This is a genomic window from Paracoccus sp. (in: a-proteobacteria), assembly GCF_047605025.1.
In the GTDB taxonomy this organism is placed as follows: domain Bacteria; phylum Pseudomonadota; class Alphaproteobacteria; order Rhodobacterales; family Rhodobacteraceae; genus Paracoccus.
The window spans coordinates 61,232-73,073 of record NZ_JASGGO010000019.1 but is presented as its reverse complement, the minus strand read 5'-3'; the positions used below and the strand labels follow the sequence as shown (position 1 = coordinate 73,073).

At 64.3% G+C, this 11,842-nt stretch carries 11 protein-coding genes; 4 read left to right on the top strand and 7 right to left on the bottom strand.

What is annotated here, in order from left to right:
* Positions 1-591: 591 nt before the first annotated feature.
* From QM682_RS12170 to QM682_RS12145, 6 genes are all read right to left on the bottom strand, one after another.
* Entirely contained in the window at positions 592-1,842 is a 1,251-nt protein-coding gene (locus tag QM682_RS12170) for a type III PLP-dependent enzyme (protein ID WP_415130083.1), read from the bottom strand.
* Positions 1,823-2,059 carry a phosphopantetheine-binding protein gene (locus tag QM682_RS12165; protein ID WP_415130081.1) on the bottom strand — a complete coding sequence of 79 codons (237 nt, stop codon included), beginning with the start codon at positions 2,057-2,059 and terminating at the stop codon, positions 1,823-1,825. The genes QM682_RS12170 and QM682_RS12165 overlap by 20 nt, the downstream gene beginning before the upstream one ends.
* A complete protein-coding gene (locus QM682_RS12160; protein WP_415130079.1) occupies positions 2,056-3,654 on the bottom strand; it encodes an AMP-binding protein in 1,599 nt (532 codons plus the stop codon). The genes QM682_RS12165 and QM682_RS12160 overlap by 4 nt, the downstream gene beginning before the upstream one ends.
* Positions 3,651-4,187 carry a serine acetyltransferase gene (locus QM682_RS12155; RefSeq protein ID WP_415130077.1) on the bottom strand — a complete coding sequence of 179 codons (537 nt, stop codon included), beginning with the start codon at positions 4,185-4,187 and terminating at the stop codon, positions 3,651-3,653. Before QM682_RS12155 ends, QM682_RS12160 begins: the two co-directional genes overlap by 4 nt.
* A gap of 79 nt (positions 4,188-4,266) precedes the next feature.
* Complete coding sequence (locus tag QM682_RS12150; protein ID WP_415130075.1) at positions 4,267-5,328, bottom strand: glycosyltransferase family 61 protein; 1,062 nt, start codon at positions 5,326-5,328, stop codon at positions 4,267-4,269.
* A gap of 84 nt (positions 5,329-5,412) precedes the next feature.
* Positions 5,413-6,579: a lipase gene (locus QM682_RS12145; RefSeq protein WP_415130073.1), complete on the bottom strand. Its 1,167-nt coding sequence runs from the start codon at positions 6,577-6,579 to the stop codon at positions 5,413-5,415.
* Positions 6,580-6,705: 126 nt separating this feature from the next.
* On the opposite strand from QM682_RS12145, the gene QM682_RS12140 reads away from it, so the two are divergent.
* Entirely contained in the window at positions 6,706-7,548 is an 843-nt protein-coding gene (locus QM682_RS12140) for a universal stress protein (RefSeq protein ID WP_415130071.1), read from the top strand.
* Between the two features lie 153 nt (positions 7,549-7,701).
* On the opposite strand, the gene proS is transcribed toward QM682_RS12140, so the two are convergent.
* Positions 7,702-9,054 (bottom strand): proline--tRNA ligase, encoded by a 1,353-nt coding sequence (proS, locus tag QM682_RS12135; protein WP_415130069.1) that lies wholly within the window; start codon positions 9,052-9,054, stop codon positions 7,702-7,704.
* Positions 9,055-9,220: 166 nt separating this feature from the next.
* Between proS and QM682_RS12130 the strand changes: the two genes are divergently transcribed.
* The 3 genes from QM682_RS12130 to QM682_RS12120 all read left to right on the top strand — a co-directional run bounded on the left by QM682_RS12130 (position 9,221) and on the right by QM682_RS12120 (position 11,840).
* Positions 9,221-10,165: a pentapeptide repeat-containing protein gene (locus QM682_RS12130; protein WP_415130067.1), complete on the top strand. Its 945-nt coding sequence runs from the start codon at positions 9,221-9,223 to the stop codon at positions 10,163-10,165.
* Positions 10,141-10,455 carry a pentapeptide repeat-containing protein gene (locus QM682_RS12125; protein ID WP_415130065.1) on the top strand — a complete coding sequence of 105 codons (315 nt, stop codon included), beginning with the start codon at positions 10,141-10,143 and terminating at the stop codon, positions 10,453-10,455. The genes QM682_RS12130 and QM682_RS12125 overlap by 25 nt, the downstream gene beginning before the upstream one ends.
* A 74-nt stretch (positions 10,456-10,529) precedes the next feature.
* Positions 10,530-11,840 (top strand): AI-2E family transporter, encoded by a 1,311-nt coding sequence (locus QM682_RS12120; protein ID WP_415130063.1) that lies wholly within the window; start codon positions 10,530-10,532, stop codon positions 11,838-11,840.
* The last annotated feature ends 2 nt before the right edge of the window (positions 11,841-11,842 follow it).

Sequence of the window (11,842 nt, the reverse complement as noted above, 5' to 3'; positions counted from 1 at the left end):
TGGAACACCTCCTGGTTCCTCAGTTGGTGCGCTCCACTTTTCCCGGGCAAGTCCAGGCAGCAGCGTTTCCGCCACAACCCTTGCCTTCACCCCATCTGGCCACTGCCGGTTCCGGCGGCTTCGGCCACCAACCGGGAGAACCTCCAATGCAGCCTCCATGGAGAAACTCACTCCTGATCATCACAAACATCCAATGCGATAATCAGCTCAAAGCTGGAAGGTGAGGTCCAGGCGGAGCTTACGCACCGACCGACAGCACGGTCCCAAGCTTCTCCTCGTCATCCCATCGCCGCCGCCGTTCCAACCCAAGGACATCGCCACGCATTCTCAACCCCGCATAAGACACGTCGCTAACGCTGTCGTTATGCACGTCCCATAGCCGATCCCCCCAAGCTCAGGCAGGCGGTGGAGGTCGGGCGGTTACGGCGAAATCAGGCGCCCGGCATTTTTGGGGCCGATCTTTGCCCGCTCATCGAACAGGAAAGGGCGCCCATCGATCGGCTTTGTCGTGCAGCATGATGCGTGCCGAAAGCGCAAGATCGAAGGGGGAGGCTGGGCCGATCTTGTGTCCTGATCGGCGCGCATAGTCCCTTAGCCCTCGCGGATCCGCGTCACGTCCCGTATCTGACCGCCGGTCACCAGGACCTCATGCGGCAGACGGTGGCTGATGAAATAAAGGGGGCTGGCCGTCGGACCGTAGGCGCCCGCCGAATGCACCGCCAGCAGATCGCCCTCATCCAGCCGGGGCAGGGTCACGCCGCTGCCCAGCTTGTCGATCGAGGTGCAGAGCGGCCCCGATATGTCATGCGCTTGGTCCGCGCGTGCGCCGTCCTCGTCCCGGCCGACGCGATGCATGACGTAATTGCGTCGGATCACCATGCCGAAATTGCCCGAGGCGGCCAGGTTGTTGTTCAGCCCGCCGTCGCAGATCGCCACGCGTGTGCCGCGCGATTGCTTGACCGAAACCACCTGGGTCACGAAATAACCCGCCGGCCCGACCAGATATCGCCCCAGTTCCAGCACGAAGCGGGCCTGGGCGAAACGCGGCAAGGCGCGAAAGGCGTCCAATTCGTCCGAAATCTCGGCGATCAGCTCATCCAGGTTCAGCTCCACATCGCCCGGATGATAGGGAATGCCCAGGCCCGAGCCGAAGATCAGCTTCTGCGGCACCAGATCCAGCCTTTCGCAAAGCGACTGGAACACCTGCATGAAGATGCGCCAGTTCTCGCGGATCGACTGCGGTTTCAGGCTTTGCGTGCCGGAATAAATATGCAGGCCGATGATGCGCAGGTTCGCGAGCGCGGCGATCTGCGGCAATTCCTCGGGCGCATCCTCGATGTCGATGCCGAAGGGGCTGGGGCGGCCGGCCATCTGGTCGCCGAAGCCCTTGGGCACGCGGTCGGGGGCGATGCGCACCAGGATCGGCTGCACCACGCCCAACTCGGCCGCGATCTTATTGGCCAGCCGGGCTTCGCGCAGGTTTTCGATCACCAGTTCGCCCAAGCCCGCCTCGATCGCTGGTCGCAGCTCGAACTCTCGCTTGGCCGGCCCGGTGAAGCTGATCAGCGCAGGATCCCAGCCCGCTTGCCGGGCCAGCGCGAATTCGCCGCCCGAGGAGATGTCCAGATAGTCCAGCCGGTCGCGCATCCAGCCCAGAAGCGCCGGGTTGGGGTTGCTTTTCACCGCGAAGCTGATCGCGAACCAGCGCCCGAAGGCCGCGCGCAACGCGGTCAGGCGCTGCTCGATCTGGTCGGTGAAATAGACATAGCTGGGCGTCCCGAAACGCTGGGCCGCCTGCGCCAGAAGCCTGTCCAGATCCGCCTTAGTCAAGGGTGGCGACATAGGCCATGATCCGCTCCGCCGTGTCGAAATTCTCGATCGTGACATCCGAGGGCTGCACGACCGCGCCGGCACGCTCTTCGATGAAGGTGATCAGGCTGACCATCGAGACCGAATCCAGCAGGCCGCTGGAGAAAAGCTCGGTCTGGCCATCCAGATCCTCCTCGATGTTCAGATCGTCGCGAAGGTAGGTCAGCAGTTCGTCCTGCGTCAAGCTCATGCGTGGGATGCCTTTTTATCAATGACATGCGCCGCGGCGGCCTTTGCCGCGGCAATGATCGCGGGCCGGTCCAGCTTGCCGCTGGCCGTTCGCGGCATGGGGCCTGGCCAAGCGTAAAAGTTTCTCGGTCGCATGTAATGGGGCATGGCTTTTGCACAGTGGATCGTCAAGGCGGCTTCGTCAGCATGGGGAAGAAATGTTGCTGCAATGTGAACAGCCTGCCCGATTTCATCATCCTCGACGCCGAAAGCGACCACATCCGTGACCATGCCGCTTTTGGAAAGGGCATCCTCGACCTCGGTTGGCGACAGGCGAAAGCCCAGCGTCTTGATCATTTCATCCATGCGGCTGACGAACCACAGATCGCCCTCGTCATCGACGCGGACCAGATCGCCCGAATAGACCACGGGATCGTCGCCGATCAGATGCCGCAACTCGGGGCAGGGGCGGATACGTTCGGCTGTCACCTCGGGCTTTTCCCAATAGCCCATGCTGACCAGCGGCCCGGCATGGACCAACTCGCCCTGCTCGCCGGGGCCGGCGATCCCCTCGCCATGCTTGATGGCGAAGACCTGGGCATTCGGGATCTGCCGGCCGATGGAGCCCATCTTGCGGGCAAACTTCTCGGGCGGCAGATAGGTCGAGCGGAACGCCTCGGTCAGGCCATACATCAGGTAGACATCGACGCCCGGAAAGACTTTCGGAAGCAATTCCAGAATATTGGGTGGGATTTTGCCGCCGGTGTTGGTGATCCGGCGAAGCGCGGGCAGGGCCATCGGCTCATCGTTCAGAAGCCGCACGAGCTGGTTCCACAGCGGCGGCACCCCGGCGATGCCGGTCACGGCGGTGTCGCGGGCCATGCGCAGGATCTCGGCCGGCATGGTCAGGGGCTGGTGGACGATGGTGCCCCCCATCAGCATCATCGTCGTCAACTGGTTCAGCCCGGCATCGAAGCTGTAGGGCAGGACGGAGAGCAGCCGGTCATCCGCCCCCAGCTTCAGATATTGCGCGACCGAGACCGCGCCCACGCGGATATTGCGATGGCTTAGCATCACCCCCTTGGGCTTGCCGGTCGAGCCGGAGGTATAGATGATCATCGCCAGATCGCGCGGCTGGGGCTCGTCGGGCGCGGAGCCGCTGTCGGCGGCAAGCGCCGTCCAACGATCCGCGCCCTGGGCAAGACCCTCGGCCTTGCCCTGAATCAGAAAAGCGGTGTCATCGGCCAGTGCGTGATCGCCGGTCAAGGCCGCCATCGCGGGCCTGGCCAGGATCACCGCGCGGGCGCGGCAGTCGCGGGCGACATAGGCCAGTTGCTCGGCCGTCCAGCGGGTGTTCACGTTGACCACGACCGCGCCGGCCTTCCAGGCGCCGAACATGGCCACGACCTCGTCGATGCCCTTGCGCAGATGCACGATCACCCGGTCGCCGGGCCGGATGCCCCGGCTGCGCAGCCAATCCGCGACCCGGCCGGATTCGGACACCAATTCGGCATAGGTGGCGCTGCGGGCGGAATCGATGGCCGCGATCTTCTCGGCCCGCTCGGGCAGGTTGTCGGCCAGCATGCGCCACATGCTACGGTCGAAATCCTTGGTCATTTCGCGGCTTTCCTCTTCGCGGCAAAAATGGGCAGGCTGGGATAGATCTTGGCAGGAGAGCCGATCACCACCGAATCCGAGGGCACATTGGTCGAGACCGCCGTATTGGCCCCGATCCGCACCCGGTCGCCGATCTTCACCGGCCCGAGGATCGTCGAATTCACCCCGATGAACACGTCGTCCCCGATGATCGGCGCCCGGCCGCGCATATTGGTGCCGATGGTGACGTTGTGCATCACGCCGCAGCGGTCGCCGATCACGGCGTCGGGATGGATCGAAAGCGAACCCTCGGCATGGATGATGTGGAAATCCTCGCCCAGCTTGACCTGGGGCGGGATCCATACCTTTGTCACGTTCAAGATGAAGACCTTCAGAATGCCATAGGTCTTGTTGGCGAGCCATCGTCCGACCGGGTTTCTGATGCCGATCGCCCAGCGGCCCCAGCGATAGATCGCCAGCGAAACAAAGGCCGCCTCGGTAAGCGAGCGGCCATGACGAATATAGTCTCCTCGAATGTCGCTAAACAAGCTCATACAATTCGCCAAAAAACAGGAAGATGGGGACAGATGAACTTGATCATCATATGTCCGGTCGCGAAACTCAACCTAACAATTAGGATGGACTTTTTTCATTTTCATCGCGGATGAGGTCCAGCGTGCGTCTTACCTCGCGCGGGTCGATGCGGAAGGATTCGGCCCGGCCCTGGCCCACGACCATGGCCATGCGCTGCTGCCAGCGGTCTGTCAGAAGCTTCATCGCCGTGGTGGTGCGGTCGGGCGGTTGCAGCGTCAGCAGCGTGCCTCCCGGTGCCATGGCGGCGATGCCGTGGTTCAACTGGCTACCCTCGACCCCCGCCACGATGCCGGCCGAGCGGCAGGCCGCGACGATCTCATCGACGCTGTGATCCTCGGCGAACATGATGCGGAAACCGTATTCCTGGGCCAGTATCCCGGCGATCTCGGCCTCGTTCTCCAGCATACGCTGGTCGCCGGAATTGCCGCGCACCAGGAAGACGCCGGCCTCGTGGTCGTCGCCCGCCTCGGCCAGCAGCCGCGCCCGCATATCCTGTGCCCGCGCCAGGCGGTTGCTGTTGTTGGCATGGTCGTCGAACAGCACCAACTCGTCGAAATGGGCATTGGTGATGCGGCGCTGGGTGATGGATAGCATGCTTTCATAACGCGGCACATGCCCCTTGCGCGGCGGCATGGTCGTCACTGGCTGGCCCACTTCTTCGGCCAGGCGATAGGTCAGGCAATCGTCCAGAAGCCAGTTGCCGAACCAGCGATTGCCCACCCAGGTCTCGTAAAGCGAACCGCTGGCCATCGCCTCCAGATGGCCAAGTGCCATGCGGTGGCGCCTTTCGCGCAGATGGACCGAAACGCCATGCGAATAAAGCACGCCATCTACGATATCCACATCGGTCAGCCGATAGGCTGTCGTGGGACCGACCTTCTCGGCCGGATCGCCGTCCAGCGATTTGACCAGCAGGGGCAGGGTGGTGAACTCGGTCCGCGTCACGCGCTCGATCTGGCCGGGCAGGATGATGACCGGCGGCACCCGGCGCATTTCCGAAGGGCTGATCTGCCATTGCTCCTCGGCGGCGGCGGCAAGCTCTCCACCACCCAGCCCCATCAAAAGCCCCAAACGATAGGTCAGCGGACGCAACGAGAACATGGCAAACAGCCTTCAAAGACAAAAGGAAAAATCGGCAATGGAAGTGGCGGCAAGATCCAGGTCGCGGCTGGTGTGGTGGGGGCATCAACTGCCCGAACCCTCGATGGCTTTCACCAGAGTCTCGGCGATCATCTGGTGATCCTTGGCCGAAGGATGCCAGAAACAGGCCCGACGTTCAAGCTTTGGCAGAACGACCAGGATCACGGGAACATGCTCGGCGCGCAGGTGCGCTTCGGCTGCCTGATAGGGCAGCACCAGCGCATCGCCATATTCGCCGAATGCCAGCAGCACTTGCAGCGCGCCCGGGTTCTCGGCGACGCGGGCTTGCAGGAATTCGATCAGCTTCGAAGCAAAGTCGCGGCTCAGCGCCTCATGATTCTTCCACGGCTCCGATTCGGTCAGGTCCGAGCCGAAATCGTTCGACCCAAGCGCCGTCACCACCACATCGGCCGGCGGGCGCACGTCCTGGCCGCGCGCCGGTTCGCTGGGCAGGGCCAGCCCATAGCGCCATGGCATGGTCGCATCGGGCGTGGCGCCGCCGTAATTGCGCAAAAGCCCGATGCCCGAACGCGCAACCATCCGGTAATCCGCCCCCAGCCGCCGCGCCGCCTGCGGTCCGAAGCTCTGGCTCGTATCGGTCGAGGCATAGACCTCTGCCTCGGTGCAGTCGCGGCGCGACGCGCCATTGGCAAAGCCCACGGTGTCGGAATCGCCGATGAACTCGATCAGTCGCGGCGCCGGGGCGGGGGCGGGCAGTGCATCCTGCGCCTCTGCGACGAAGATGCCGCCAAAGCGCGTGGGCATCGAGGATTCGCTGATCTTCTCGACCCGCACCTCATGCGCGCCGGGGGGCAGGCCCTGGATCAGCAGGTCGCGGCTTCCCGGTTCGGACAGCAGCACGCGGCCCAAATCGCCCCGGTCCAGCGTGACCCGCCAGCGGTTCGAGGCGTCCTCGAATCGCACCCGCAGCGCGGTGCCCCGGAACTGCGCCTCGACGTGAAAGGCAGGCCATTCCTGGACCAGGCTGTCATGCGGGCCGGGCAGGGCGCGGCCGGTCGTCGCAAGGGGCAGCGGCCGCCATGCCGTATCCGTGGCCACCAGCGTGGCGCGAACCGACCCGGCCGCCTCCAGGGCCAGCGGTCGGACCGGGGCGATATTGCGGTCGGGATGCGACAGAATGCCCGCGAACACGGCCGACAGGACCAGAGCGGCAAGCGCCGGGGCGGCAATCAAAAGGACCTTCCTGCGCATCGTTCCTCGCCTGCGAATTGGCGCGATCATGCCCGGCGGCCAGAACCTCGTCCACTCAGCGATTCAGGCAGGTGGCCTTTTCGTCAGCCCCTGGGCGGGATAGACTGGGAAAAAAGGACCGGGCATATGCGCAACCTGCTGATCGCAAGCGATCTTTCCTCTCGCTCTCAGGCGGCGCTCGGCCGTGCTTTGGCCCTGGCCGAGGCGGGGACGGGCGAAACCCGCCTCTCGGTTCTTCATGTCGCCGACGATGCCGGTCCCGATGACGGCGCCGGGCCGGAACTTCGCGTCCAGGCGTTCGGCCGCCAGGACAATCGCCCGGATCTTGCACTGATCCGTCGCCATGGCGACCCGGATGCGGTCATCGCCCAGGTGGCCCATGAACTGGGCGCGGCCCTGGTTCTCATGGGCGTGCCACGCCCCCGACGCTTTCCCGACGCGCTTTCCGGCACCACGGCCGAGCGGGTGCTGAACGACAGCGCGTTGCCGGTCGCGGTGATCCGCAACCCGCCCGAGCAGCCTTGGCGGCGCATCCTCATCGCGCTTGAGGACGACGACGGCGCCATCCCCCTTGTCGCCGCGGCCGAGGCGCTGGATCTGTTCGCGGGCGCGGATGTGACCGTGCTCAGCGCGACCAACCTGCCTGGGCCGCAGCAGCTTCGCACCACCGGCCTCAGCGAGATCTATCTGCAAACCCTCGACATGCACGCGACCGAAGAGCGCGGGCAAGCCCTGCGCCGCCGGCTGCGCGATCATTTCCAGGGCGTGAACCGGCTGGACTTCGCCCTGCGCCACGGCGCGCCGGGCCAGGCCATCCTGGACCTTCAGGCGAACGAAGGGTTCGACTTGGTGATCATGGGGGCAAGGGGCCGGGGCCGGCTTGCCCGCCGCCTTCTTGGCTCGACCAGCGCGGAAATGATCCGCCTGCTAGACACAGACCTGATCTGCCTGCCGTCTCCACATCCCTGATGTCCCGCATTCTGGACGCGCTGCCGCCATCTTCGCTTTCCAAATACCCATGAAAGCGCCGCCGGCACCAAGGCCCGCGAAAGCAAAGCGGAGCCGCCCGACCGCGACCCCGCCCCATTTTCCAACCATCCGAAAAGCGGCCGGTCCGGTCGCTTAGAGAGCGGCCTCGAAAACCGGCTTATAGATCTCCTTCAGCCGTGCCACCGCCTCTTGCGGGGCCATCTCGACCGATGTGCCGCTGCGGCGCGAGGTCAGCTCCACCTTGTTCGCCGCCAGCCCGCGCGGGCCGACGGTGATGCGCCAGGGCAGGCCGATCAGGTCCATGGTGGCGAATTTCGCCCCCGCCCGCTCGTCGCGGTCGTCGTAAAGCGGATCGAGGCCCTGCGCCTTCAACTCGGCGTAAAGCGCCTCGCAGGCGCTGTCGGTCGAGGGGTCGCCCTGTTTCAGGTTCACGATCCCCGCATGGAAGGGGGTCACGCCCTCGGGCCAGATGATGCCCTTTTCGTCATGGCTGGCCTCGATGATCGCGCCCAGCAGGCGGCTGACGCCGATGCCGTGGCTACCCATGTGCACCGGCACCCGCTGCCCGTCGGGACCGACCACGGTGGCGCCCATCGGCTCGGAATATTTGGTGCCGAAATAAAAGATCTGGCCGACCTCGATGCCGCGCGCGGTGCGGCGGCGCTCCTCGGGGATCTGGGCGAAAATCGCCTCGTCATGCGTCTCGTCGGTGCGGGCGTAGCGGCTGGTGAATTCCTCCAGCACCGCGCGGCATTGCTCGTGGCTGTCATAGTCGATGACGCGCGCGCCGAATTTCAGATCGGTGATCTCGCTGTCATAGAACACCTCGGATTCGCCGGTCTCGGCCAGGACCAGGAATTCATGGGTGTCGTCGCCGCCGATCGGGCCGCTGTCGGCGCGCATCGGGATGGCTTGCAGGCCCATGCGCTCATAGCTGCGCAGATAGCTGACCAGGTGGCGGTTATAGGCGTGCAGCGCATCCTCCTTGGTCAGGTCGAAATTATAGCCGTCCTTCATCAGGAATTCGCGCCCGCGCATGACGCCGAAGCGCGGGCGGATCTCGTCGCGGAATTTCCACTGGATATGATACAGCGTCAGCGGAAGGTCCTTGTAGCTGTTCACATGGGCGCGGAAGATGTCGGTGACCATCTCCTCGTTTGTCGGGCCGTAAAGCAGGTCGCGCTTGTGGCGGTCCTTGATGCGCAGCATCTCTTCGCCGTAATCGTCGTAGCGCCCGCTTTCGCGCCACAGGTCCGCCGATTGCAGCGTGGGCATCAGCATCGCGATATGGCCGGCGCGCTGCTGTTCCTCATGCACGATCTGCTGGATGCGGTTCAGCACCTTATAGCCCATCGGCAGCCAGGAATAGATGCCCGCCGCCTGCTGCTTGATCATGCCCGCCCGCAGCATCAGCCGGTGGCTGACGATCTGCGCCTCTTTCGGGTCTTCTTTCAGGACAGGCAGGAAATAGCGGGACAGACGCATGGCGACCTCTTCGAGCGTTTCGGCCACGGGTGTAGGCCAGAGCGCCGGGCGGGGCAAGATGCGGCTCCCGCATCGCGGCTTGCCTCGCATGAGGGACGCGGGCAATATCGCGATTGCGCGATGTTCAGTCGAGGTGGAGGAGTGAAGCGGGGGAAAGCAACCACCTGTGGACCTGCTGGACTGGTTGATGCTGCGTCAGGCACTGAGGTGGGCCGTGGGCCAACCGTTCGGCGTGCTGGTTTCCGTCGCTCTCTTGTTTCTGTTCGTGGTTGCGCTTGCCGCGGCGGCGGTATTGCTGCTTCGCACCATATGGAAACCTGACGGATCGCTGGGCGCGGGAGCGTTGATCGTCGCGATCCTGTCGGCGCCGTTTCTGATCTGGAACACGGTCATCAGGCATCGCGCGCTGGAATTCCAGAAGGAAGGCCACCTCACCGACCGTCTTGCCAAGGCCGTCGAGCAGGTTGGCGCGGAAAAAACCGTCAAGATGATCGTGACGGATTCCGAGGGCAAACCCTTGACGCGCGAAACCACCGAACCGAATCTTGAGGTTCGCATGGGCGGTCTGCTGTCACTGGAACGGATCGCGCAAGATTCGACCGCCTATGACAAAGGCCGGGACCATGTTCAGGTTATGGAAATCATATGCGCATATGTCCGCAACAATGCTCCGGCGAACATGGCGAAGGAATTGAGTGAAGAACGACGCGTCCCGGTCCCGATTCAGCAGTGGTATGAGACGGTTCCCGAACCGCGCGCCGACATTGTGCTGGCTCTGACAATTCTTGAACGCCGTTCAGCCCGGCAAAGACGGATCGAGGCCGCGCATGGTCAGGCAGGGATCGCCGAGGCCGAATGGGTTTTCGACGCGCCGGGTCCCGACCTTCGGGATGCCTTGGAAGAGGGACCGCGGGATCCTGAAGCGATGCTGAAAGTGGTGGGTTGGCCCCTCAAGGTGAATAAATATAACGGCTATCGGCTGGATCTGCGTCATACCTGCCTGCAACGTGCCGTGCTGGACGGCTTTCGCCTTAGCGGTGCGCTGTTGGACGGTGCGCGTCTGGACTGGGCGAACCTTGGGGCAGCGTGCCTGAGGGGGCGATCCTTCTGAATGCGCGTCTCGACCGGGCTCGCCTGGATCAAGCCACGGACCTCACGATGGCGAATTTTTCGGGGTCATCGCTGAGGGGGGGGGATTTTCAACATGCCGAAATCTCGCAAGAACAGATCAATGCCAGCTTTGCCGACGAGAGCGCGAAGCTGCCGAAGAAGATTCATTGGCCTTCTCATTGGCCTACTTGGGACCTCGGTCCTTTCTTGTTCCACGACGAATGGCACCGCTGGCACACCGACCCCGCCGGCTACGAGCCCCCGCTAATGACCAACCCCATCCCGAACTGACCCCACAGTTTCCTTGCAAGCGCCGCGCCGACCCGCCACATAGGACGGGACGCGCGAGGATAGGAGCATCGGACATGCGGCTGCCGGTTCAAAAGCAGGTCTTGGCCTGGGGATGCGCGCTGGTGGTGCTTCTGGTCGCGCTTTGGGTGCTTGGAAACCAGATCATGCCCTTCATCCTGGGGACGGCGGTGGCCTATCTGCTGGACCCGCTTGCCGACCGGCTTGAGCGGCTGGGCCTTTCGCGGACGCTGGCGGTGGTGGTGATCACGCTGGCGGCGATCCTGATCATCGTGGCGGTGGTGCTGACGCTGGTGCCGGTGCTGGTCAAGCAAAGCACCGCCCTGGTCAATACCGCGCCGCAGATGGCCCAGCAGTTGCAGCAGTTCCTGATGAACCGCTTTCCCCAGGTCTTCGCCGAGGGCAGCACCATCAACACCGCGCTGATGGACGCGGGCAGGAAGATCAGCGAAAGTGGGATGCAGGTGGTCTCGACCGTGCTCGGCTCGGTCATGGGGGTGTTCGGACTGATGGCGCTGGTTGTCATCGTGCCGGTGGTGGCCTTCTACCTGCTGCTCGACTGGGACAATATGGTGGACCGGCTGGACGATCTTCTGCCGCGCGACCATGCCGACACGATCCGCCGCCTCGCGCGTGAGATCGATGCGGCGCTTTCGGGCTTCGTGCGCGGGCAGGGGCTGGTCATCCTGATCCTGGGCACCTTCTATTCGGTCGGCCTGGGCCTGGTGGGACTGCCTTTCGGCATCGCCATCGGTGTGCTGGCGGCCTCGCTTTCGTTCATTCCCTATGTCGGCGTGCTGATCGGCGGCGCCACGGCCATCGGGGTCGCGCTGTTCAGCTTCTGGGGAGAGCCGGTCTGGATCGGCGCGGTCGTCGCCATCTTCGCCGCCGGCCAGTTCGTCGAGGGCAATTTCCTGCAACCCAAGATCGTCGGCACCTCGATCGGGCTGCATCCGGTCTGGTTGATGCTGGCGCTGACCGTCTTCGGCAGCATGTTCGGCTTTGTCGGCCTGCTGGTCGCCGTGCCCATGGCGGCGGCGCTGGGGGTTCTGGTGCGCTATGCCGTCGGCCGCTACAAGGACAGCGCGCTTTATACCGGGCGCGACGTGCCCCAGCCGCCGCCGCCGCCGCAACTGATCGAACTGGTGCCGCGCGGCACGGTGGCCAATCTGCGCCGGATGGCGCAGATCTCGCATGATGTGCGCCTGGCCGAGATCCACCGGCAGGAGGAACTGGCCGAACTGCTGGACGATCACCACGAGCGTGGGCGCAAGCGGGCCGAACCCGAGGGCGACCCGGCCGGTCCGCCGTCCCCCGTCCAGCTTCACGCCGAGGCTCATCAGGCGCGCCGGGATGGGGAAAGCTGATC

Excerpts from the sequence above, each read along its gene's own strand:
- QM682_RS12170 (WP_415130083.1), bottom strand. The coding sequence starts at position 1,842 with ATGTCGCCACCCTTGACTAAGGCGGATCTGGACAGGCTTCTGGCGCAG.
- QM682_RS12165 (WP_415130081.1), bottom strand. The coding sequence starts at position 2,059 with ATGAGCTTGACGCAGGACGAACTGCTGACCTACCTTCGCGACGATCTG.
- QM682_RS12160 (WP_415130079.1), bottom strand. The coding sequence starts at position 3,654 with ATGACCAAGGATTTCGACCGTAGCATGTGGCGCATGCTGGCCGACAAC.
- QM682_RS12155 (WP_415130077.1), bottom strand. The coding sequence starts at position 4,187 with ATGAGCTTGTTTAGCGACATTCGAGGAGACTATATTCGTCATGGCCGC.
- QM682_RS12150 (WP_415130075.1), bottom strand. The coding sequence starts at position 5,328 with ATGTTCTCGTTGCGTCCGCTGACCTATCGTTTGGGGCTTTTGATGGGG.
- QM682_RS12145 (WP_415130073.1), bottom strand. The coding sequence starts at position 6,579 with ATGCGCAGGAAGGTCCTTTTGATTGCCGCCCCGGCGCTTGCCGCTCTG.
- QM682_RS12140 (WP_415130071.1), top strand. The coding sequence starts at position 6,706 with ATGCGCAACCTGCTGATCGCAAGCGATCTTTCCTCTCGCTCTCAGGCG.
- proS (WP_415130069.1), bottom strand. The coding sequence starts at position 9,054 with ATGCGTCTGTCCCGCTATTTCCTGCCTGTCCTGAAAGAAGACCCGAAA.
- QM682_RS12120 (WP_415130063.1), top strand. The coding sequence starts at position 10,530 with ATGCGGCTGCCGGTTCAAAAGCAGGTCTTGGCCTGGGGATGCGCGCTG.